Raw genomic sequence first — 22,244 nt, 5'->3', positions numbered from 1 at the left:
ATGCAGATCGAAGGAAAAGTGTTCGCCGTAACCGGGGCTGGAAACGGCATGGGACGCGAGATCGCACTCGAGCTGGTACGAAAAGGCGCGCGTGTCGCGGCTATCGACCGTGACGAAGTGGCACTCGCCCAAACTGCGGCTCTGGCCATCGTCCCGAACCGCGTCAGTATCCACCGGGGCGACGTCACTGACGCCGCCGGCGCCGCCAAGCTGCCCGGCGCCATCGAAGCCGTACACGGTCACGTGGACGGCCTGGTCAACATCGCCGGAATCATTCACCGTTTCGCCCACTCCTCCGATCTCACCCAGGAGGAGCACGAGCGCGTGTTCGCAGTGAACTACTGGGGCACCGTCAACATGTGCCGCGCGTTCCTACCCACACTCCGACAGCGGCCGGAAGCCTCGCTGACGAACATGTCCAGCTTGTCGGCTCTCGTCGCCTTTGCAGGACAGACGTTCTACGGGGCCAGCAAGGGCGCCGTCAAGCAGTACACCGAAGGCTTGTATCAGGAGCTCCGCGGCGAGAACGTGCAGGTGAGCGCCATCTACCCCGGGAACATCTCGACCGAGATCAGCAAGAACTCCGGCGTAGCGATGCTTGATGCGGGATCGAAGAAGGTTCGAGCCACGACACCACGTGATGCAGGCGTCGCCATCGTTCGCGGCATCGAGCGCGGTTCATTCCGAATCGTGGTCGGCAATGACGCGAAGGCCCTCGACCGGTTGGTGAGGTTGGCCCCGCGTTGGACCACGAACCTCATCGCGAAGCAGATGGCTTCAGTGCTGTGAGCAGAACGAAGGATGGTTCCGACATGTCAGAATTCCCCGAGAACTTTCTCTGGGGCGCAGCCACAGCCGCGCATCAGGTCGAAGGCAACAATCTCAACAACGACTGGTGGCGGCTCGAGCAGGTGGCCGCCGACTATGGTGTCCAGTCCAGCGGGGACGCGCTGGACAGCTATCACCGGTACCGCGAGGACATGCAGCTGCTATCGGACCGCGGTTTCACCGCATACCGGTTCAGCCTCGAGTGGTCGCGCATCGAACCGCTCCCTGGCCAGTTCTCTCGTGCGGAGCTCGCGCACTATCGACGCATGATCCTCACCGCGCGCGAGCTGGGACTAGAGCCCATCGTCACTCTTCACCACTTCACCCACCCGCTGTGGTTCGAAGACCGCGGGGCATGGCTGGGGGAAGGTGCTGTCGACGCTTTCAAGCGATATGTCGAGCAGGCCTGCACGATTCTTGAGGACGTCGAGTGGGTCATCACCATCAACGAGCCCAACATCTTGGCCATCACTCATGGCGGCCAGCGACAGGTCGCGTTGGGAAACGAGTACCCGAAGAACGGTCTCCCTGATCAGGAGATCGGCGATGTGCTGATTGCGGCCCACCGTGCCGCGAAGGCCGTGGTTCTCCGTCTCACGAAGGCTCGAGTTGGCTGGACCATTGGCAACCAGGCGCTGACCTCGACGCCCGGCAACGAGGAGAAGTACGCCGAGGTGCAGTACCTCATCGAGGACAAGTACCTTGAGGTATCTCGCGATGATGATTTCGTCGGGACGCAGTCGTACACGAGCCAGCCTGTGGATGCAGACGGCATCGTTCCGCACCCGGCAGCCGACGACAACACTCTGATGGGCTGGGCGTATCGTCCCGACGCTCTCGGTATCGCCGTCCGTCACGCTCGCGAGGTCGTCGGCCCTGACGTGCCCATCCTCGTCACCGAGAACGGCATCGCCACGGCGCACGATGACACCCGGATCGCTTACACATCGCAGGCGCTCGCAGACCTGTCGTCGGCCATCGCCGAGGGAATCGACGTACGCGGCTACCTCCATTGGAGCCTGCTCGACAACTTCGAGTGGGGCCACTGGGGTCCCACGTTCGGACTGGTCGCAGTAGACCGGGAGACCTTCGAGCGTCACCCGAAGCCGAGCCTGGACTGGCTCGGTGCTGTAGCCCGCGCAAACGCGCTCTGAGTGAGCGAAGAAGGCGGTCCCCGCGTTTCGCGTAGGACCGCCTTCTTTGATGTGCGGCGGTGATGCCGACGCGCCGTTACTCGTCTGCGATGAGTACTGGGTCGCCAGCCGTAACTCCACCAGGACCGTACGCGTCCACGGCGACCCAGTACTCTTCCCCGGCGTTGAGGGTAGAGAGGGTGAGCGACTCGGCCGCGAGTACCTGCCAGGAGTGATACAGCCGGTCCGGGCGCAAGCCATACCGGACGTTGTAGCCATCAGCCTCAGGCACAGCCTTCCAGGTCACTTCAGCGTCGAGAGGACCGGTCCGTCGCGCGGTCGCTTCAGCTTGAGGCGGTGCCGGCACCGTGTGGTGTCCGAACACCCGGACGCCGCTCAGCGCGAGAGGCGCGTTCCAGGGCGACGACACGCCCGTGATGCGCACGAAACGCACCAGTTGCGGGTGTTCCAGGACGAGGAGACGATGCGGGCGATCCGATGCATCGGTGCGTCCGTCGTGCAGCATCGACCAGGCGTCCCCGTCGACGGATACCTCCAGGGTGTACCGCACCGGATGGTCCTGCGGATGGACGGCCCGCAGTGCGACAGGCTGCTCGTCCGGACCGCGGCGGGGCCGGCGGGGCTTCCGGCGAGCGAGCTGGTGGTCAGCAGTGTTGATTTGGATGGCATGCACCTCACGCGGTTGCTCGAGGTCGAGGGTCAGCGTCTCCCCTGGGCTCTCATCGCCAGCCACCCACCAGGTGCGAACGTCTTCATCTACAGCCAGTTCCGGCCCATGGACTGGAGTTGCAGAGCTCGCGGCCACACGCGCACGGTACGACTGCAACATCCATCCCGTACTCGCTGTCCATGGGTCTGCTGGACCGTCGGGGATAGCCGTCGGATAGTCGCCGAAGGTCTGATTGCAGAAGAGCACGCCGTCATCGTCGAACCCCGCGGGGAAGATACCCAGGCGGCGCTCAAACCGGTGATTGACGGAGATACGCATAGTGGCTGCGTGCCACCAGTTCCCGTACGCGTCCTGGAAGGTGCTGCCGTGGCCGGCGCCGGTGATGAATCCGCCGGGCTTGGACGAGAACGGGTTGTGCGGCGACGGAGTGAATGGTCCGAGGGCGGATGGAGCCGTGTAATACCCGTCGGCGTACACGTTGTATTCGGTGCCCGGCCCTGCGTATTGGAAGTAGTACGTGTCTTTGTGGCGCGTCATCCATGCGCCTTCCAGATATGGAGACGGGCTGTGCGTACCGAAGGCTTTCGCACTGAACTTCTCGCCCAGCGTCACGGGAGGAGCCATCCGGTTGTTTTCGCCGTTTCGCTCCCAGCCGTACGCAGAGATGTCACCCGACAGGACGTCGACGGGTTCCCCAAGCGGGCGGAGAGAGTCCGGAGACACTTCGACGCCTCGCAACGGCTCTTTGTTCGAGCACCCCCAGTACAGATACGTTCGAGAATCAAGGTCCTGGAACAGGTTCGGGTCCCACCACGCGAAGGCACTTTCGCTGATCTGCTCGAAGCCTTCGCCGAGAGGGTCGCGCGACCGGAAGATGGGACTACCGGGCTTCCGCCTCGACGCCGTGACGATGAGCGCCCCGTCGACTTCGCGGACGTCTGGCGCGTAGTCCCCTGCGGGCAGGTCAGGCGCGGCGGCGAAATGCCATTGACGCAGATCAGCCGAATGCCAGAACCCGCCACTCATCGACGCGAACATATAGAAGTGGTCCTGGAACCGCACCACCGAGGGGTCGGCCGCCTCCCGGAAGACCGCGCGCAACGGTCCGCGGGCAAAGTCCTGGTACCGGTATGCGAGATCGAGGGGGTTGCAGAAGACGTTGATGTCGCCTCGATTCGTCACAGCGCGGCCAACGTCTCACGGAGGTCTCGTTCGAGCTCCGGGGTGCTGTGCGGGACTGCGGCCAGCAGGATGTTGAGATTGACGTGCGCTGCGTCAGGCCCTGATGCATCGATGGGGAACGGAAGGTGCTTCTTGAAGACCTGAGTCAGCGCTCGCCACGCCGTGCGATCCTCGGCCAGGGTCTTCAGAGACGTGTCGAACGTATAGTCCTCGTGCTCCTCGACGCCGACGCCATAGGACCAGGTGTGCGTTCCCGCCCCCACCTCCAGTTCGAGACCATCCGGATGGTTGGGCAGCACGACCTCCGCAGAGGCTCCCTCGGGCACCGTCGCCGTCATCGAGACCTGTCCCTCGGTGATGTTCCATGCGATGCGGACCTCGCCGAGGACCGTGTCGTGCACGAGGAGTGCAGACGTGAGATCCCCACCTGGCTGCGGGGCGATACGCATACGACGGTATCCAGGCTCCACGGCCTCAAGACCGCCGATGACACGGTGCATCCAGTGTGCGATGGATCCTAGCGCGTAGTGGTTGAGAGAGGTCATGCCGGTGGAGTTCAGAGTTCCGTCAGGACGGACCGCATCCCATCGCTCCCAGATGGTCGTTGCGCCCTGAGTCACCGGATAGAGGAAGGAGGGGCACTCCTTCTCCGTAAGGAGGAGGTAGGCGGTATCGACGTGCCCGGTGTCGGAGAGCGCGTGTGCGACCAACGGTGTTCCCACGAAACCCGTGGACACGGTGTAGCCACTCTTGGTAACGAGCTGCGCTAGCCGCTCACCGGCACGCACTCGCTGCTCGGTGTCCAGCAGGTCGTAGCAGATTGCGAGCGCGTAGGCCGTCGCCGAGTCGCTCACGAGGCGTCCAGACGGGGCCAGGTACTCGGTACGGAAGGCGGTGCGGGTGCGCTTGGCCAGTTCCGTGTACCGCGCTGTTTCGTCGACGAGTCCGAGTGCGCGCGCGGCATCCGCCATTTGTTGCGCCGTTTTCACGAAGCACGCTGAGGCCACCAGGTGCCGGTCCGTTTTGCCGCCGCTGGCATCGTCAGCCGGTGCATCCGGGTCAAGCCAGTCGCCAAACTGGAAGCCCGATCCCCACAGACCCGTCGGGTCGAGGAGGGCCTCGACCTGGTCCACGAAGGCTGTCATCGCCGGCCAGTTCTGGCGGAGGATTTCGACGTCACCGTATTCCCGGTAGAGAATCGACGGCAACCCGACGACCACGTCGCTCCACAGCGCGGTCGGCGCCGAGGGCGTCGTCGATACGTCCGGCACGTAGAAGGGCACGTACCCTTTCTCACGTTGCTCGGCAGCAACGTCTTTCATCCAGGATCCGAGTACTCCGCGAACGTCGCACAGGAATGCGGCTGTCGGCGCGAAGGCGTGGAGGTCACCCGTCCAACCCAGTCGCTCGTCGCGCTGCGGACAATCAGTCGGAACACCGAGGAAGTTTCCACGCATGGACCACACCACGTTCTGGTGCAGGCGGTTCAGCAAGCTATCCGAGGTATCCAGCCACCCGGTGCGGTTCATCTCGCTGTGGACGACCACCGCGGTCAGAGCGGCCGCGTCGAGCTCACCAGGCCAGCCCTCGACATCGACATATCGGAAACCGTGGAAGGTGAAGTCCGGCTCCCAGGTCTCCTCGTCGTCGCCTTTGAGCGTGTAGGTGTCGGTTGCTTTAGCGGTGCGAAGAGTCTCGTACTCTGGTTCGCCGTGCGCATTGAGAAGCTCAGCGTGGCGCAGAACCACGGTCTGCCCCTCTTCCCCGCTGACGCGAATGCGGACCCACCCGGTGAGAACCTGTCCGAAGTCCACGACCGTGCGGCCGCCTGGCGTGGAGATGATGGAGGCAACAGGCAGCTCCTCGGTGCGGCGGATGGGCGGTGGGCCGTCCGCCGTCACCACGGAGACGTCCTGCGGATGCACGGTCGCCGGCTCCCAAGCGGAATCGTCGAATCCGGGCAGATCCCATCCGGTCGACTGCAGCCGAGCGTCGTACACCTCACCGTCGTAGATACTCGCGGAGCGGACCGCGCCTTCACCGACGCGGAAGGTCTGATCCGTCGTGATGCTTTCGGTTCGGTCTTCGTACTCCAACACCAGCTCAGCCGACAGAGCGGGGCGGTCACTGTAGTGATGGCGCTTGAGTTCGAACCCCATTTTGCCCACCGCCCAACCTTCCGCGACTATCGCTCCGAGCGCGTTGTCACCCGGCGTGATGTGTTCGGTGACGTCGTACGTGGAAACGGCGATGCGGTGTTGGTACGCGGTCCATCCCGGCGCGAGGACATCCTCGCCCACCCGTCGTCCGTTCACGAAGCTGGTGACGATCCCGAGTGCGGTTACGCGCAACGTGGCCGAGCGCAGGCCCTCGCTCACCTGGAACTCTCGGCGGAAGTACGGCGCCGGATCCCCCTCCTCGCTTACGCTCGCTGCCGAGATGAACTGTGCCTCGGGAGAAAGGACGGGGTGGGTCGTGGTCATGTCGGGGCCCTTCTGTGCGCCTCGCCGTAGCGTGATCCCCGCGCGAACGACACGAGGACTCTGTCAGATAATCACGAATATTGACGCGCGTCAAACCTATGTCGCGTGCGTGCTGAGCTCGCTCGTGCTCTCCGGAGCCGCGGGCAATGAGCGGCACACATCCTTGGTCGCGGAAACAACCCGGGACGCGTGTCACCCGACGATCACAGGAACGTCCCCCGTAACACCCTCACCCAGAATCGTGCGCAACCGGTGTCGGCCTTCTCCGAATCGCCCCTCCCCATTTACGACAAGCGGGTCGAGGATCAAGGACAGCGTCAAACGCGCTTGCGCCGATCTTTCATGAGCCCTGGCACCGACGGTCGCCGAGTCGATGAACAGCGGGATGACGCCCTCGCCGCGAAGACTTCTTATATACGCTGCCGCATCTTCCACGGCTGCCTGGGCATCGATGTCTTGCACATACTGACAGGCAGGGTCATGTCGGTCGGTGCACTCCGCTCGACATCGATGGAGATCCCGCATGACGTCATTCACTGGCGACTCCCACCACGCGCGGAGCTGAGCGACGTCGACCAGCGCGAACTGGTGCGCCTCGTACTGCTTGTTCACGAGGATCTTCATCGAACGCTGAGCGTCACCGACACCGTCATCATCCATTCGCTGAGCGTAACCGCCCGCGACTTCATCCACCGTGCCGTGAGAGCGCAACAGGCGGTTCTTTGAAATCCGTACGTCTGCTACATTTTCTCCAACCGTCAGCATGATGAGTGTGCCGGCGGCTCTCGATCCCACTCAAAGATGAGTCAGAAAGGATCTGCGACGCCCCGCAACGCACATTTTCGAGTTCCCTCCCTGCAGTTTCCCTACCGTGCGCGGACGCTGGTTTGCGCGCGGAGAACAAGAATCAGAGACTCATGAGAACACGCAAGACGTTCGCCCTTGTATCTACCCTCTTCCTTGGAGCATCCCTCATCACCTCCGCACCCGCCATGGCAGACAACACCAACGATTCCGGACCAACCATTCGAGAGCTTGCCGATCAAGCAGGCATCCTTTTCGGCTCTGGTTCGGTGAAGGCCTCAGAATCCACGACGGACGACCGCCCCGCCAACTACTTCACGGACCCCCGTTATGGGGCAACGCTGTCCGAGCAGTTCAACAGCCTGTCACCTGAGAACGAGTTCAAGTGGAACATGGTGCAACCGGAGGAGGGCGTCTTCGACTTCGCCGGCCTCGACCGTCTCGTTGCCTTCGCACAGGAGCATGACATGGAGGTCAAAGCTCACAGCGGCATCTCCCGGTCGTTCAACCCCGACTATCTGGTCGCCAAGACCGATCCGGCAGAGTTCCGGGCCGCCGTCGTCGAGCATTTCGAGACCATCATGCCGCGCTACAGCGGAAAGATGGATCGGTGGGACATCGTCACGGAGATGTTCACGACCTTCGGCGGCGAGGGCCTCGAACACAACCTGTTCTATGAGCGCATGGGCCCGGACTACGTCGCCGAAACGCTGCGCATCGCGCATGCCGCAGACCCGACGGCGAAACTCTTCATCAACGAGAACATGGTCGAGTTCTATCCCGCCAAGCGGCAGGAGCTCTACGACCTTGTCGCAGGCATGGTCGCAGATGGCGTCCCCCTCGATGGCGTGGCCCTGCAGATGCATGAGACATATGTCGGCCCGACGCCTGGAGTGCTCACCGACATCATCAACGACTATCGCGCGCTCGGACTCGAGGTCACCATCGCCGAGCTCGATGTGCACACCTACGACCCCATCTCGCAGGCTCAGATCTACGGAGATGTCGTCGCTGAAGCACTCGCGGCTGGGGTGACCGACATCAGCGTGTGGGGCTTCACGGACAAGCACCTCTACACCTGGCTTCCCGGCGCGAAGCCGACGATGTTCGACGAGGAGTTCAATCCGAAGCCGGCCTTCGTAGCGGTTCGCGACGCGCTCAAGTCCTACATCCACAACGAATCCGCACCCAGCGCGGCAGTTTTGTCGAGCACTGCAGGGTGGGCAAACGGGCTCCGCGACGGTAACTACAACATCGAGATGAACCTGTGGCATGGGACACCCGGCAGCTACTACCGACTCTACGAGAACGACGTTCTTGTAGACGGCCAGCAGCTGAATGCAGTGGATGTCACGTCCCAGACGGCGTCAACGGAGTTCTCGGGCAAAGCGAACGGCTCGTACACGTACCGCGCCGAGCTCATCAACTCAGAAGGCGTCACCCACACGTCTTCTGTCACAGTGATCGTCACCGACGCCGCACCGGCACAGCCGGTGGTCAGTACGGACAACTGGGACCGCGATGGGAACTTCATCGCGACCGCGAACCTGTGGTGGGGAACCAACGCCACCTCGTATGCGTTCTTCCTCGATGGTGTGGAGGTCGGGGCTGGCGAGCTGAGCGCAGCGACCCCGAATGCGCAGACCGCATCGCTCACGTTGGAAGGTGTCGCCCCCGGAGCGCACACGCTGACCGTGTCGTTCACGAACGCGAACGGCTCAACCTCATCTGAACCCGTCGTCGTGACGGTGGATTGATCAGCGGGGTGGGCGAGCAGGCTTTCTCTGTTCGCCCACCCCGCCCCGAACCGCTGGCCGCGTTCGCTGACACGCCCCCGCAAGGCGGACGCTGCCAGCCCACCGCTTTACGGCAGGGTTGCAGGCACCCTGACTTCCTTAGGTCCGACCAGGTGCATCGCTGTCCGAGCCGAGACGCAGTCCATCGCCGACGCTGTACAGCGGGTTCACCGTGCCCAGGATGCTCTCGTGGGACGCACGAACCGCGTGCATCGACCGTGGAATCTCGACAGGGAGAACCCCCCGTGGTTCGATACCCCCGGTGAGGGCGAGCAACAGTGCCTCGTCGCTGACCCCGAAGCTGACGGTGAGTCCGGACACCAACTCCGTCAGCGGTGTAAGGATTGCCGGACGGTCGAGGGCAACGTCTACGTGAAGGCGGGTGCTGTGTGCGATCTGCTGCAGACGGTAGATGAGACCGGGAGCGAATTCGAGGTCCCCTTGGTGAAAGTAGTCCTCGAGGAAGAGGTCGTTTCGGGGCTGGAACGGCGCACTGACCCGGACGATGGCAAGGTCTGCCTCACCCGGGTCTGACACTACGTAGGCACGTCCTTCGAGGACGACCGGATCCACACCCTCGACGTAGATTCGTGGCATGCCGCGGAGCGGAAGGAACTGGTCGCGATTCTCGAGGATGACCAGCGAGCGCGCTTGAGCCCGCAGCCCTGCCGCAGCGTTCTCCGCAGAGCCGACCACTGCGACCGCTTGGTCAACGTCCACGTAAGGGTTGTCGAACAGGCCGAGCTGAAACTTCACGAGAAGGAGGCGACGAGCCGACTGATCGAGTCGTTGTTCGTCGACCAGGCCGATGCGGACAAGGTCAAGAAGGATGTCCGTGCACTCTTCCCCACCGAACTGGTCAGCGCCGGCTTCCAGGATCTTCAGCATTCGGCCGCGGGCGTCCAGGTGCTCTACGCCCCAAGCCCGGGCAGGAAGCACCTGCTCGCCGACGTAGTTGTCATTCACCAGCTCCCAATCGGTGAGGATGACCCCGTCGAATCCTAGCTTCTCACGCAGAAGACCGGTGAGAATCTGTCGGTTGTAGCCGAACCCGACTTCCTCGATCTGTTCGCCGTCTATCGTCAAACCGATGGGCATGCCGTAGTAAGGCATGATGCCTGCCGTGCCGGCCTCGATAGCTGCGATGAACGGCTGAAGATGAGTCTGGAAAGCCTCGGCGGTGTAGACCTGCTCACGGCCATAGGGGAAGTGGGCGTCCTCTCCGTCTTTCTGTGGCCCACCGCCAGGGAAATGTTTCGTGACGCATGCCACGCTGCCCGGTCCCAAGGCATCACCCTGGAACCCGGACAGATACGCACGCGTGTATCGCGACACCCGCTCCTCATCCGCTCCGAACGTCTGCAGCTGCCGCGCCCAGCGCGGCTCCGTGGCCAGGTCGATCTGGGGGTGCAGCGCCGCGCGAATCCCGACGGCGCGGTACTCGTTCCCTGCACGTCGGGCAAAATCATGGATCGCATCATCGTCGTCCAGGGCAGCAAGCCCCAGTGCGTCCGGCCATTGCGAGAACGGGCCCGCGGAGAATGCCACACCGCTGTTCTCTGTGAACGAGTGCCGAGGGTCGGTCGAGATCGTCACCGGGATCCCGTGCGGGTTCTGTTCGGCGAGGGCCTGCAGTGCGTTGTTCCAGGACGCGGCCTCTGCCGCGGATTCGAGCTTGTGCACGTTGAAGTGATTGATGTGCTTCTGCCGAACCACGGTCGACGTGGGCGACTTACTGATGTGACCTGACGTTTCCAGAAGGGTTCCGCCGGGGCCGACTTCGATGACGGTCTGGAACAGGAGGCCCACCTTCTCCTCCAGCGAGAGACGGGGCAGCAAGTCTGCGACGCGGTCCTCAGGCGACAACCGAGGGTCCTCGTACGGGTCCATCACCCCGTTGCCATTGAGGTCTCGGTAAGCCACTCCGTCTTCGGTCACGGCCTGAGTCGGTTTCACTGCAGTTCCCTTATCCCTAGTCAGGCGGCGCACCCCGTGGTGCGCCGATGTCACAACTGTTCGTCCCTCAGCGGTCCGCAGACGTTGTTGCCAGCTGAGCGTTGAGCTCCGGGGAGCCGGACGAGGACAACACCGGCACCGTGCGTGTCGAGCAGAGCATGGTGAGCCAATGAGCGCTCAGCTTCGGGGTGCGCTCGAGCGTCTCGTAGTCCACGTGGATGATGCCGAAACGCGGGCCGTATCCGGCCGCCCACTCGAAATTGTCGAGGAGAGACCACACCAAATACCCCACGACGTTCGCGCCTCGTGACAGGGCGCGATGGGTGGCGGCTGCATGGTCTGCGAGGTAGCTGGTGCGGTCCAGGTCGAGGACTGTGCGAGTGCCGTTGACGACGACGACCTCGTCGGGGAAGGCTGTTCCGTTCTCCATCACCATGATCGGCAGGTCGGGGAACTGTGCGGACAGTGCCACCAGGTGCTCTTCCAGTCCCTGCGGCTCGATACCCCAGTCCATTCCGGTTCGCGCGAGATCGCCTCGGCGCACAAACTCGACCTGCTCCGAACCGGGGAATGCCGTGCCTCCAGTTGTCTCGCTACCGGGCACGAATCCCGGCGCCTGACGGATATGCATGACCTCGTAGTAGTTCACACCGAGGAGGTCTAGCGGCTGGTGCGCGACCTCGAGGTCGCCGGCTTCGACGAACGCCCAGTCGGTGAACATGCGCGTGTCCTCGAGAAGGTCGGCGTCATACTCACCGCGGAGCATCGGTCCGGTGAAGACGCGATTCGCGACCGCGTCGAAACGTCGAGCGGCGTCCTCGTCAGCCGGCGTCTGCGCCTGGACCCGGAAGATGTTCAGCGCAACGGACAGCCGCGCATCCGGTCGGGTGATGGTACGCCGCAGCGCCTGCATTGCCAGACCATGGGAAAGGTTGAGGTGATGCGCAGCCTTCAGCGCGTCCTCGTGGCTGGTGCCTCCTGGCGCGAATGCGCCGCTTCCGTAGCCGGAGAAGGAGTTGTTCCACGGCTCGTTGTGCGTGCTCCAGATCGCGACCCGATCTCCGAACGCCGCGCCGACCACCTCGGCGTACTTCTCGAACGCGTAGGCCGTTTCCCGACCACGCCATCCGCCGTACTTGTCCTCCAACGCTTGCGGGAGGTCCCAGTGGTTCAGCGTGACCACCGGGTCGATACCGCGGCTGAGGAGGCCGTCGATGAGGGTGGAGTAGAACTCGATACCTGCCGGGTTGACGTCGCCCTCCCCCAGCGGCATGACGCGCGACCAGGAGATGGAGAAACGATACGCGTCGAGACCGAGGGCTTCCATGAGCCCTAGGTCTTCCGGCACGCGGTGGTAATGATCAGCAGCCACGTCACCGGTGGCGCCGCCCGCCGTCTTCCCCGGCGTGTGACTGAACGTGTCCCAGATAGATGCCGCACGACCACCTTCTGTGGCGCCGCCTTCGATCTGGTACGCCGCGGTCGCCGCCCCCAGAGTGAAGGTGGGCGGGAACGTGAGGGTCCCGTTTCGGATCAGGTGGTCATGCATGAAGACAGTTCCTGTCGGTTGTGTGACGAGTCCGAGAATCCGCTGGTCGCGGGCGGCTCGGGGTGGTGCCCCGGCCAGGCTGTCAATACGGCCCGGCCGGGAGATGATCAGCCTTTAATCCCGGAGGAGACGTTCGACTGGACGAAGTAGCGCTGGGCGAAGAAGAAGATCAGCAGTACAGGGATGATGTACATCACCGCGGCCGCCGCCTGAATCGTCGGAATCACGTTCCCGTTGGGGTCCTGATACCAGGCTGTGATGGCCACAGCGAGCGTCGTTCGGTCCAAGTCGAGCAACAGAGCCGGGGCGATGTAGTCACCCCAGGTCCATGTGAATGACAGCAGGAATGAGGTGATGAGGATAGGCCGGGACAGCGGGAGGAAGATGGTCGCAAAGATGCGGAACCATCCCGCGCCGTCGATGATGGCTGCGTCTTCCAGTTCCTTGGGCAGCGAGGAGAAGAACTGACGGAAGAGGAAAACCATGTACGGCGAGGCAGCCAGGCCCCACAGGACCCACGGCCAGTAGGTGTTCAGCAGTCCGATGCGCGCAAACATCACGTACGTCGGGAGCAGGGTGAGAATCTGCGGAATCATCATCGTCGCGAGAACGACCAGGAACAAGGCCTTCTTGCCGGGAGCACGGAGTCGGGCGAACCCGAACCCGACGGCGGCGCTGGACAGAGTAATCAGGACTGAGTACGTCGTCGCCACGAAGAGCGAGTTCCCCGCGTACCCGATGAAGTTCATATCGGCGAAGGCGGAAACGAAGTTATTCCACTGCGCCTCCTCAGGGAGGATGGAAATGGGTAGCGAGGCCCACTCGGCAGGGGTCTTCAGCGCGGCAAGGACGAGCCAGATGAATGGGCCGACGAAGAAGGCAGTGAGCGCGAGGATAAGGATGTACGTCCATGCCGTTGGTCGCTTCTTGGCGTTCGTGAGAACGTTGCGCCGACGAGGTGTGCGGCGAGCGGCTGGCGCGACCATCGCTCGCGTAGAGGTGTCTTCCATGGTCATCGCTTTGCTCCTTCGCTTTCGGCTTCGGTGTCAACTTCGTAGTAGACCCAGGACTTGCTGGAGCGCAGCAGGACGAGGGTGAGGCCGAGGATGATGATGAAGAAGATCCAGAGCATCGCCGAGCCGTAACCGAATCGGTTGCTGAGGAAGAATTCTTGGTAGACCTGCACCATGTAGAGCTTGGTGCTGTCGGGGACGCCGTTTGCGGCGGAGATCCCGGAGGAGTTCGTCAGCAACAAGGGCTGAACGAACACTTGCAGCGCGGTGATGACACCGGTGACCAGCTGGAAGAAGAGAATGGGCGAGATCATCGGAATCGTCACGTGGCGGAAGACCGTCCACCGCCCGGCGCCGTCGACGATGGCTGCTTCCTCGAGCTCAGCGGGAACGCCCTGGAGCGCTGCGAGCATGATGATCATGCCGCCTCCCAATCCCCACAGCATGAGGATGATGAGCGAGTAGAACACCATCGGGTCGATGAGCCACGCGATGCGGTCGATCCCGACCGTCCCGAGGATGGCATTGAGAATGCCTGAGTCTTTATTGAAGACGAGCTTCCACATGATGGCCATCGCCACCACGGGCACGACCGAGGGGAGGAAGAAGACGGTGCGCCACAGACCCACCGCTCTCAGCCGACGGTTGATGAGGACGGCCAGGCCCAGGGATCCGCCGACGGTGAGCGGCACCACGAGCGCTGCAAAACCCAGCGTTCTCAGAAGTGCCGCCCACACGTCGCTGTCGGAGAACAGCTCGATGTAGTTCGCTAGCCCCACCCACTTGAAACGGGGCGAGCTTCCATCGAAGTTGGTCAGGCTCACAACGAACCCGTACACCATGGGCGCTGCGGTCAGCAGCAGGAAACCAATCGCCCACGGTGCGACGAACGCATAGAACGTCCGTTTCGGGTACCGGGTCCACTTGCGAGCCATCAAACTACTCCTTGATCTGGTCGACGCCCTTGGCGAGCGCGTCGTTCAACTCATCGGTCAGCTGCGAGCCGGCCTCTTCGACACTGAGGTCGCCCTTGATGGCAAGCTGCAGATACTTGTCGATGGTGTCCTGCAGCAGCCCTGCCGAAATGTAGGGCGAGTCGGGCAGCGGGACGGTGTGGTCCAACTGCGACTGCACGACCGTGTACGCCTGCTGCTGGAACGGCTGTTCCTGCGGCAGCTTGTCCGACAGGGACTTCAGCGACGGGAGGCCCCAGCCACTGGAGGCACGCGCCTCGGCAGGCTCCCCCGCCATGAAGTACTCCATGAACTTCCAGGCGGCGTCCTTGTCCTTCGCCTGCTCGGGGATCCACATTCCCGCGCCGCCGAAGCTCATCGCTGCGGGGGTGTCGCCCATAGTGGGTGCGGGTGCAAAGCGCACCGTCTTCAGCGCGTCGTCGCCGGCGAAGTTGCCTCCGAACCAGTAGCCGTCCTGGCTGATTGCCATGCGCTCGGCGGCGAAGGTCGAGTAATCCGAACCGTCCGGGAGCGGGTTGAGAGACGTCGGGCCGACGCCGGACTGTCCGTAGTCGACAAACCACTGGAGGGCCTTCTGAGCAGCGTCAGACGTGAAGTCGATCTCGGACAGGTCGTCGTTGAACAGACTCTCGCCCTGCTGTTCGACCATCGCAGCGAGAGGACCGTAGAGGGTCCACTGCCACTCCATGCCCAGGCCGTACACGGTGGTTGTACCGCCCTCGAACTTGGAGAGCTTCTTCGAGATGTCGAGCAGTTCGTCGTACGTGATCGGTTCCGTGTCGCTGAGGTACGGGACGCCGGCGGCATCGAACAGCGCCGTGTTGTACCAGAGCGCGTTGTCCTGGCTCCAGTCCTTCACGATGCCGTAGATGGGGCCCTCACCACTCTTAGAGCCGTCCCAGCGGAATGCGTCGTTTACCGGCTGCAGGTCGTCTTCCTTCAGCACCTCACTCTTTTCGAGGTACGGCGTGAGGTCGGTGGCCAGACCACGGGCGTTGAAGTTCGCGCTGCCGACCGCGTTTCCGAACGCAATGTCCGGCGTGTTTCCGGACGTGAGCATCGTGTTCAGGCGCGTGAGGTCGTACAGAACGATCTTGATCTTGATGCCCGGGTTGTCCTTCTCGAACGCTGCGATCTGCTCCTCAGACAGATCCTGTGCTCCGACCATGACGTCGAGCGTGGTGTCTCCGGAACTGCTCCCTCCGGCGCCTCCACCGGTGCACCCGGCGAGTAGAGCCGAAGCGGCTACGAATGAGCCGAGAACGGCGACCCTTCGCCGTGCGCGGGACGTGCGTGTAGTCATGTCAACCTCCTTGTGAACATGGCAAGCCCGGACGCGGGCCACCCTTGGTGAAGTCACCATACATCGAATTTGGAACAAGTGCTACATTTTCGTTTCGACGCGCGGGTCGGGGCGCGCGGGCGTGACGTGGGTGAAGGAAGTCGGTAGGGTCGCGTTCATGACTGGACCGAAATCCGCTGGCACCCGCGGACCGTACGCCAAGTCCGCTCAGCGCTCCAACGACATCCTGGATGCAGCGACGACGGTGTTCGGCACGCACGGTTACCACGGCGGTTCATTGCGAGACATCGCCCGCCAACTGGATGTAGCCCTGACCAGCGTGGTCCATCACTTCGGCACGAAGTACGAGCTTCTTGAGGCGGTCTTGGAGAGGTCCGATGGGACAACTTCGGGCAACGAGGCCTTCGACTTCAACGCGGCATGCATCGAGCGCGGCATCGTTCCTGCAACGCTCGAACGAGTGCGTTCCAGCGTCGAACGACCGGAGTTGCTGAGGTTGTTCGCGATCCTGGCGGCCGAATCGTCAGCACCGACCCACCCCGCGCACGACTGGTTCGTCACCCGCTATGAACGCAAGGCGAAGGAACTTGCGGCCGCTTTCGCATACGACCAGAAGCAGGGTCGCATCAACCCTGAGCGCGACGCGAACTTGCTGGGCCGCCTCCTCATCGCAACATGGGACGGGGTGCAGCTCCAGTGGCTCATCGACCCGTCCGCGGACATGAGTGCCGCCATGGTCTTGTTCTTCGAGTCGGCCGTCCCCGAGGCGCTGACGGGGATGGATGCTTCCGCCCATTCATGACGACCCCCTACCTTTGGCACGCCGCACTAAATGTGTGACAACTGTTCGGTTTTTACCGTAGGGTGACCACACACCCATCCACGGAACGAAAGAGTCGTCGATGACCGCCGAAGCTCGTCTGAGGACCCCTTCTTCCCTCACCCTGGGGCTGTCGAATCTCGGGCGAAGCACGACCGTCGGCTCCGTCGAGGAACGCGGTGCCATCGACTTCGCAGAGCTCACGCTCGCCTCCGGCCACACATACGTGGACACGTCGAGCAACTACGCCGGCGGCCGCTCCGAAGCAGTCCTCGGTGCTGCAGCGACTCGACTGGGGCCCACCCGTTCTGCAGACATCATCACCAAGGTCGATGTCGATCCCGTCACAGGGCGCTTCGACCGGGACCGTGTATGGCGCTCGTTCGATGAGAGTCGCGCGCGGCTCGGGATCGATACGATCCCCCTCCTGCACCTCCATGATCCGGACATGCTCTCGATGTCGGAAGCCCTGGGGCCCGGAGGAGCAGTCCAAGGTCTTGTGGAACTTCGCGACTCGGGTGCAGTGGGGGCCATCGGTGTCGCCGGCGGCCCGATCCCGATGATGAGCGCTTACGTGTCGAGCGGCGTGTTCGATGCGGTGCTCTGTCACAACCGATTCACCCTCGTTGACCAGAGCGCAACGGCACTGTTCGAGGACGCTCGCCGCCGCGGCATGGTCGTCTTCAACGCCGCACCGTTCGGCGCAGGCCTTCTCGCCGCCGGTCCGCGGCAGGATGCGCGCTATGCTTACCTGCCTGCCTCGGCAGAGCTCCTGACCTGGACGCGTGCTCTCGAGCTGCTGTGCAGGGAGCACGACCTCTCCCTCCCCGCAGTCGCCCTGGCCTTCTCCCTCCAGTCATCTCTCATCGACTCGACAGTCGTCGGCATCTCCTCACCTCGGCGCCTGGACGAGCTGGACGAGCTACAGCGTCAGACGGTTCCGTCGGAGCTGTGGGCGAAGATCGAACAGTTGGGGCCGGCACCGACGCCTATCGTCGATCCACCAGCGCGCTGACGCCTTGTGCCCCTGCGCTTCCCGAAAGCCTCATCGTCGCGGGCGCCAAATTGAGCGTGCCCAGTACCCCAAGGCACATCCCGCACATCCGCCTCTGGCCGGACATCTCGCTGAACAGCCACGCTTGCACTACATGTGGGCTCCGCCATCGACGCGGATCTCGGTACCGGTGATGAAGGCCCCGTCGCTGGAGATGAGCATGGCAATGACTCCGGCGACATCTTCCGGCGTCCCCTGACGACCGTCGTTGAGTTGAGCCTGCGAATTACCGAACAGAGACCAGTCCGTGTCCGCGGGGAGGGTTTGCGCGGTAGTGCTCGTGATGCCACTTTCTATGCCGCCGGGCACGATGTTGATGGCACGCAGCCCCTGCTTCGCATATTCGAGTGCGATGGAGTGAGTGAACGACGCAATCGCGCCCTTAGTCGCCGAGTATGCCGCCATGTTAACCACCGGCATCAGACCTCAGACGCGCAACGGGAGTCGCCCGCCGAGCAACGTGTTGAACGCAATGTCTGCTACCACCTTTACTTTCAATAGTTCAGACGCGCTGCGACCGTTGTGCCAACTGTCGAATCAGTGCCACGTATGGTTGGCTGCGCCAACTTCAGCGAGGTGCGGCGCCGCAATGCGCGACGCCGCACAACGGGTCAGAAGTCCCAGTCGTCGTCTTCCGTGGCCTCGGCCTTGCCGATGACGTACGACGAGCCCGACCCCGAGAAGAAGTCGTGGTTCTCGTCGGCATTCGGCGAGAGTGCCGACAGGATCGCCGGGTTCACGTTGGTGACGCTGGAGGGGAACATCGCCTCGTAGCCCAGGTTCATGAGGGCCTTGTTGGCGTTGTAGTGCAGGAACTTCTTGACGTCTTCGGTCAGCCCGACGCCGTCGTAGAGGTCCTGCGTGTACTGCACCTCGTTGTCGTAGAGCTCGTACATGAGCGAGAACGTGTAGTCCTTGAGCTCATCGCGACGCTCCTGGGTCTCGTTCTCGAGGCCCTTCTGGAACTTGTAGCCGATGTAGTAGCCGTGCACGGCCTCGTCACGGATGATGAGGCGGATCAGGTCGGCCGTGTTCGTCAGCTTCGCCTTCGACGACCAGTAGATCGGCAGGTAGAACCCCGAGTAGAAGAGGAACGACTCCAGCAGGGTGGAGGCCACCTTGCGCTTGAGCGGGTCGTCGCCCTGGTAGTAGTCCATGATGATCTGAGCCTTCTTCTGAAGGTTCGGATTCTCGGTCGACCACCGGAACGCCTCGTCGATCTCCTTCGTCGACGCGAGCGTCGAGAAGATCGAGGAGTAGCTCTTCGCGTGCACCGACTCCATGAACGCGATGTTCGTGTACACGGCCTCTTCGTGAGGCGTGATCGCGTCGGGGATCAGCGACACCGCACCCACGGTGCCCTGGATCGTGTCGAGCAGGGTGAGACCGGTGAACACCCGCATGGTGAGCAGCTGCTCGTCGGGGGTGAGCGTGTTCCACGACTGCACGTCGTTCGACAGCGGCACCTTCTCCGGCAACCAGAAGTTGTTCACCAGACGGTTCCAGACCTCGAGGTCCTTGTCGTCCTGGATGCGGTTCCAGTTGATCGCCTGCACGCTGGAGACCAGCTTGAGTCTTTCAGGAGTCATTTTCTTCGTCGTCTCTCGGGGTTCAGCTGTGTTCTCGGGTCAACAGGTCAGAGCATGCACGAGACGCACTCGGCCATGTCGGTGCCCTCGAGCGCCAGCTGACGCAGGCGGATGTAGTAGATCGTCTTGATGCCCTTGCGCCATGCGTAGATCTGCGCCTTGTTGATGTCACGCGTGGTGGCGGTGTCCTTGAAGAACAGCGTCAGCGACAGACCCTGGTCGACGTGCTGCGTGGCAGCCGCGTACGTGTCGATGACCTTCTCGTAGCCGATCTCGTATGCGTCCTGGTAGTACTCCAGGTTGTCGTTCGTCATGAACGCCGCCGGGTAGTACACGCGACCGAGCTTGCCTTCCTTGCGGATCTCGATCTTCGACGCGATCGGGTGGATCGACGACGTGGAGTTGTTGATGTACGAGATCGACCCGGTCGGCGGGACGGCCTGCAGGTTCTGGTTGTAGATGCCGTGCTTCTGGATCGACGCCTTCAGCTCGGCCCAGTCATCCTGCGTCGGGATGTGCTTGCCGGCGAAGAGCTCCTTGACCTTCTCGGTCGCGGGGACCCACGCCTGGTCGATGTACTTGTCGAAGAACGCACCCGACGCGTAGGTCGAGTCCTCGAACCCGTCGAACGTCGTGCCGCGCTCGATGGCGAGGTTGTTCGACGCACGCAGCGCGTGGAACAGCACCGTGTAGAAGTAGATGTTCGTGAAGTCGATGCCCTCTTCGGAGCCGTAGTACACGTGCTCGCGGGCAAGGTATCCGTGCAGGTTCATCTGGCCGAGGCCGATCGCGTGAGAGCGGTCGTTGCCGTCCTCGATCGAGCGCACCGAGCCGATGTGGCTCTGGTCGCTGACCGCGGTGAGAGCGCGGATCGCCGTCTCGACGGTCTGACCCAGGTCGTCGGCATCCATCGACAGCGCGATGTTCATCGAGCCGAGGTTGCAGGAGATGTCCTTGCCGATGTTGTCGTACGACAGGTCGTCGTTGTACGTCGTCGGCGTGTTCACCTGCAGGATCTCGCTGCAGAGGTTGGACATGTTGATCCGACCCTTGATCGGGTTGGCCTTGTTCACCGTGTCTTCGAACATGACGTACGGGTAGCCGGACTCGAACTGGATCTCGGCGACGGTCTGGAAGAACTCGCGCGCGTTGATCTTGGTCTTCTTGATGCGCGGGTCGTCGACCATCTCGCGGTACTTCTCGGTGACCGAGATGTCGCCGAACGGCACGCCGTAGACCTTCTCGACGTCGTACGGCGAGAACAGGTACATGTCCTCGTCGTTCTTGGCGAGCTCGAACGTGATGTCGGGAACCACGACACCCAGCGAGAGAGTCTTGATGCGGATCTTCTCGTCGGCGTTCTCACGCTTGGTGTCGAGGAAGCGCATGATGTCGGGGTGGTGCGCGTTGAGGTACACCGCACCCGCACCCTGACGGGCACCGAGCTGGTTGGCGTAGCTGAAGCTGTCTTCGAGGAGCTTCATCACGGGGATGATGCCCGAGGACTGGTTCTCGATCTGCTTGATCGGCGCACCCGACTCGCGGATGTTCGAGAGCAGGAGCGCCACGCCGCCGCCGCGCTTGGAGAGCTGCAGCGCGGAGTTGATGCCGCGGGCGATCGACTCCATGTTGTCTTCGATGCGCAGCAGGAAGCAGCTGACGAGCTCGCCGCGCTGTGCCTTGCCGGCATTGAGGAAGGTCGGGGTTGCGGGCTGGAAGCGACCGGAGATGATCTCCTCGACGAGGGCGACCGCGAGCTTCTCGTCACCGTCGGCGAGGCCGAGCGCGGTCATGACGACACGGTCCTCGAAGCGCTCGAGGTAGCGCTTGCCGTCGAAGGTCTTGAGCGTGTAGCTCGTGTAGTACTTGAACGCGCCGAGGAACGTCTCGAAGCGGAACTTCTTGCCGTAGGCGAGATCGTTGAGCTTCTGGATGAACTCCATCGAGTACTTCTCGATGACGGCACCCTCGTAGTACTCCTTCTCCACGAGGTAGTCCAGACGCTCCTTGAGCGAGTGGAAGAACACCGTGTTCTGGTTCACGTGCTGCAGGAAGTACTCCCGCGCCGCGCGCTTGTCGGCGTCGAACTGGATCTTCCCGTCCGCGTCGTACAGGTTGAGCATCGCGTTGAGGGCGTGATAGTCGAGACCCTCGTATGCAGGGTTCGCCTTGAATGCCACTGTCTCGGTCACTGAAGCTGCCACCGTCGTTCCAATCCGTCGCTCACGCGATCCACATCGTCTTGTGTGCCGAAGATCTCGAGCCGATACAAGTGCGGCACGTGGCACTTGCGGCTGATGATGTCACCGGCGAGGCAGAATGCATCGCCGAAGTTGGTGTTGCCCGCGGAGATCACTCCGCGGATGTGGCGCCGGTTGCGCTCGTCGTTGAGAAACCGGATCACCTGTTTGGGGACGGCGCCCTTCTCGACGCCGCGCCCCGCGCCCCCGCCATAGGTGGGGGTGACCAGCACGAACGGCTCGTCGATGACGAGATCTTCTTCGTGCCGGTGGAGGGGGATGCGTCGGGACGGGAGTCCGAGTTTCTCGATGAAGCGCGCAGTGTTACCCGACACGCTCGAGAAGTAGATCAGGAGCGGCGCTGCGGTCGCGACGGCGCTCATGGGGCGTCACGCCAGACGGGAGGCGAGCTCGTCGATCTTGTCGGGACGGAAACCCGACCAGTGACCCTCGTCGGTGACGACGACGGGTGCCTGCAGGTAGCCGAGCGCCTTGACCTGCTCGAGCGCCGTCGGGTCCTCGGAAAGGTCGAGGATCTCGTACTCGATGCCCTTGGCATCGAGGGCGCGGTAGGTGGCGTTGCACTGAACGCAGGAAGGCTTTGTGTAGACCGTGATCGACATCTTTTCGTAACCCCTCAAATCTCTGGCCTGCTTCTCATCAGGCTGTTTCCCGGTAGACCCCCTGCCGGGACTTCAATACTACATATGGGGACCGACATTGGGGGCGACCACAAGGGGTAGTAGTTACATCCGTGTAGTTATCCACCGTTCTCTACAGATACAACACAGGTTCTCCACCGTTTCTTCCACAGGCTGAGGCCCCTTCG

Annotated in this window: 18 protein-coding genes; 6 read left to right on the top strand and 12 right to left on the bottom strand. The window is 62.8% G+C overall.

Annotated elements, in window-relative coordinates; all coding sequences use genetic code 11:
• Positions 1–789 carry an SDR family NAD(P)-dependent oxidoreductase gene (locus tag ACCO44_RS08820; protein WP_372469278.1) on the top strand — a complete coding sequence of 263 codons (789 nt, stop codon included), beginning with the start codon at positions 1–3 and terminating at the stop codon, positions 787–789.
• 23 nt (positions 790–812) lie between these two features.
• Entirely contained in the window at positions 813–1,982 is a 1,170-nt protein-coding gene (locus ACCO44_RS08815) for a glycoside hydrolase family 1 protein (RefSeq protein ID WP_372469277.1), read from the top strand.
• Between the two features lie 76 nt (positions 1,983–2,058).
• Here the strand turns inward: ACCO44_RS08815 and ACCO44_RS08810 are convergent, their stop codons facing one another.
• Complete coding sequence (locus tag ACCO44_RS08810; RefSeq protein ID WP_372469276.1) at positions 2,059–3,834, bottom strand: family 43 glycosylhydrolase; 1,776 nt, start codon at positions 3,832–3,834, stop codon at positions 2,059–2,061.
• Entirely contained in the window at positions 3,831–6,317 is a 2,487-nt protein-coding gene (locus ACCO44_RS08805) for a family 78 glycoside hydrolase catalytic domain (protein ID WP_372469275.1), read from the bottom strand. The genes ACCO44_RS08810 and ACCO44_RS08805 overlap by 4 nt, the downstream gene beginning before the upstream one ends.
• Positions 6,318–6,506: 189 nt before the next feature.
• On the opposite strand from ACCO44_RS08805, the gene ACCO44_RS08800 reads away from it, so the two are divergent.
• Both ACCO44_RS08800 and ACCO44_RS08795 read left to right on the top strand, forming a co-directional pair.
• Positions 6,507–7,043, top strand: a complete 537-nt coding sequence (locus ACCO44_RS08800) for a hypothetical protein (protein WP_372469274.1) — start codon at positions 6,507–6,509, stop codon at positions 7,041–7,043.
• A 266-nt stretch (positions 7,044–7,309) separates the two neighbouring features.
• The gene (locus ACCO44_RS08795; protein ID WP_372469273.1) at positions 7,310–8,878 is read left to right on the top strand and encodes an endo-1,4-beta-xylanase; all 1,569 of its coding nucleotides are present in this window, start codon (positions 7,310–7,312) and stop codon (positions 8,876–8,878) included.
• Positions 8,879–9,016: 138 nt separating this feature from the next.
• On the opposite strand, the gene ACCO44_RS08790 is transcribed toward ACCO44_RS08795, so the two are convergent.
• The 5 genes from ACCO44_RS08790 to ACCO44_RS08770 form a co-directional block, all read right to left on the bottom strand.
• The gene (locus ACCO44_RS08790; protein ID WP_372469272.1) at positions 9,017–10,873 is read right to left on the bottom strand and encodes a glycoside hydrolase family 3 protein; all 1,857 of its coding nucleotides are present in this window, start codon (positions 10,871–10,873) and stop codon (positions 9,017–9,019) included.
• Between the two features lie 67 nt (positions 10,874–10,940).
• A complete protein-coding gene (locus tag ACCO44_RS08785; RefSeq protein WP_045279622.1) occupies positions 10,941–12,422 on the bottom strand; it encodes a GH1 family beta-glucosidase in 1,482 nt (493 codons plus the stop codon).
• Between the two features lie 107 nt (positions 12,423–12,529).
• On the bottom strand, positions 12,530–13,438 hold the full coding sequence (locus ACCO44_RS08780; protein ID WP_372469271.1) for a carbohydrate ABC transporter permease: 909 nt from the start codon (positions 13,436–13,438) through the stop codon (positions 12,530–12,532).
• Complete coding sequence (locus tag ACCO44_RS08775; RefSeq protein WP_372469270.1) at positions 13,435–14,370, bottom strand: carbohydrate ABC transporter permease; 936 nt, start codon at positions 14,368–14,370, stop codon at positions 13,435–13,437. Before ACCO44_RS08775 ends, ACCO44_RS08780 begins: the two co-directional genes overlap by 4 nt.
• A 4-nt stretch (positions 14,371–14,374) precedes the next feature.
• Entirely contained in the window at positions 14,375–15,712 is a 1,338-nt protein-coding gene (locus ACCO44_RS08770) for a sugar ABC transporter substrate-binding protein (protein WP_372469269.1), read from the bottom strand.
• A gap of 157 nt (positions 15,713–15,869) precedes the next feature.
• On the opposite strand from ACCO44_RS08770, the gene ACCO44_RS08765 reads away from it, so the two are divergent.
• Positions 15,870–16,514: a TetR/AcrR family transcriptional regulator gene (locus tag ACCO44_RS08765; protein ID WP_372469268.1), complete on the top strand. Its 645-nt coding sequence runs from the start codon at positions 15,870–15,872 to the stop codon at positions 16,512–16,514.
• A gap of 100 nt (positions 16,515–16,614) precedes the next feature.
• Positions 16,615–17,547: an aldo/keto reductase gene (locus ACCO44_RS08760; RefSeq protein WP_372469267.1), complete on the top strand. Its 933-nt coding sequence runs from the start codon at positions 16,615–16,617 to the stop codon at positions 17,545–17,547.
• Between the two features lie 129 nt (positions 17,548–17,676).
• Here ACCO44_RS08760 and ACCO44_RS08755 read toward each other — a convergent pair whose 3' ends face one another.
• The 5 genes from ACCO44_RS08755 to nrdH form a co-directional block, all read right to left on the bottom strand.
• Positions 17,677–18,006, bottom strand: coding sequence for an SDR family NAD(P)-dependent oxidoreductase (locus ACCO44_RS08755; RefSeq protein ID WP_372469266.1), 330 nt, complete (start codon positions 18,004–18,006; stop codon positions 17,677–17,679).
• A 191-nt stretch (positions 18,007–18,197) separates the two neighbouring features.
• Positions 18,198–19,175 carry a class 1b ribonucleoside-diphosphate reductase subunit beta gene (nrdF, locus tag ACCO44_RS08750; RefSeq protein ID WP_017828866.1) on the bottom strand — a complete coding sequence of 326 codons (978 nt, stop codon included), beginning with the start codon at positions 19,173–19,175 and terminating at the stop codon, positions 18,198–18,200.
• Between the two features lie 47 nt (positions 19,176–19,222).
• Positions 19,223–21,367 (bottom strand): class 1b ribonucleoside-diphosphate reductase subunit alpha, encoded by a 2,145-nt coding sequence (gene nrdE / locus ACCO44_RS08745; protein WP_036303651.1) that lies wholly within the window; start codon positions 21,365–21,367, stop codon positions 19,223–19,225.
• Positions 21,364–21,798, bottom strand: coding sequence for a class Ib ribonucleoside-diphosphate reductase assembly flavoprotein NrdI (nrdI, locus tag ACCO44_RS08740; protein ID WP_029262703.1), 435 nt, complete (start codon positions 21,796–21,798; stop codon positions 21,364–21,366). Before nrdI ends, nrdE begins: the two co-directional genes overlap by 4 nt.
• A gap of 6 nt (positions 21,799–21,804) precedes the next feature.
• Positions 21,805–22,038, bottom strand: coding sequence for a glutaredoxin-like protein NrdH (gene nrdH / locus ACCO44_RS08735; protein WP_028503264.1), 234 nt, complete (start codon positions 22,036–22,038; stop codon positions 21,805–21,807).
• Positions 22,039–22,244 lie beyond the last annotated feature (206 nt).

This window comes from Microbacterium maritypicum (assembly GCF_041529975.1).
Taxonomy (GTDB): Bacteria; Actinomycetota; Actinomycetes; order Actinomycetales; family Microbacteriaceae; genus Microbacterium.
This window is presented reverse-complemented; position numbering and strand designations above follow the sequence as displayed.

Excerpts from the sequence above, each read along its gene's own strand:
- ACCO44_RS08820 (WP_372469278.1), top strand. The coding sequence starts at position 1 with ATGCAGATCGAAGGAAAAGTGTTCGCCGTAACCGGGGCTGGAAACGGC.
- ACCO44_RS08815 (WP_372469277.1), top strand. The coding sequence starts at position 813 with ATGTCAGAATTCCCCGAGAACTTTCTCTGGGGCGCAGCCACAGCCGCG.
- ACCO44_RS08805 (WP_372469275.1), bottom strand. The coding sequence starts at position 6,317 with ATGACCACGACCCACCCCGTCCTTTCTCCCGAGGCACAGTTCATCTCG.
- ACCO44_RS08795 (WP_372469273.1), top strand. The coding sequence starts at position 7,310 with ATGGCAGACAACACCAACGATTCCGGACCAACCATTCGAGAGCTTGCC.
- ACCO44_RS08785 (WP_045279622.1), bottom strand. The coding sequence starts at position 12,422 with ATGCATGACCACCTGATCCGAAACGGGACCCTCACGTTCCCGCCCACC.
- ACCO44_RS08780 (WP_372469271.1), bottom strand. The coding sequence starts at position 13,438 with ATGACCATGGAAGACACCTCTACGCGAGCGATGGTCGCGCCAGCCGCT.
- ACCO44_RS08775 (WP_372469270.1), bottom strand. The coding sequence starts at position 14,370 with ATGGCTCGCAAGTGGACCCGGTACCCGAAACGGACGTTCTATGCGTTC.
- ACCO44_RS08770 (WP_372469269.1), bottom strand. The coding sequence starts at position 15,712 with ATGACTACACGCACGTCCCGCGCACGGCGAAGGGTCGCCGTTCTCGGC.
- ACCO44_RS08765 (WP_372469268.1), top strand. The coding sequence starts at position 15,870 with ATGACTGGACCGAAATCCGCTGGCACCCGCGGACCGTACGCCAAGTCC.
- ACCO44_RS08760 (WP_372469267.1), top strand. The coding sequence starts at position 16,615 with ATGACCGCCGAAGCTCGTCTGAGGACCCCTTCTTCCCTCACCCTGGGG.
- ACCO44_RS08755 (WP_372469266.1), bottom strand. The coding sequence starts at position 18,006 with ATGCCGGTGGTTAACATGGCGGCATACTCGGCGACTAAGGGCGCGATT.
- nrdF (WP_017828866.1), bottom strand. The coding sequence starts at position 19,175 with ATGACTCCTGAAAGACTCAAGCTGGTCTCCAGCGTGCAGGCGATCAAC.
- nrdI (WP_029262703.1), bottom strand. The coding sequence starts at position 21,798 with ATGAGCGCCGTCGCGACCGCAGCGCCGCTCCTGATCTACTTCTCGAGC.
- nrdH (WP_028503264.1), bottom strand. The coding sequence starts at position 22,038 with ATGTCGATCACGGTCTACACAAAGCCTTCCTGCGTTCAGTGCAACGCC.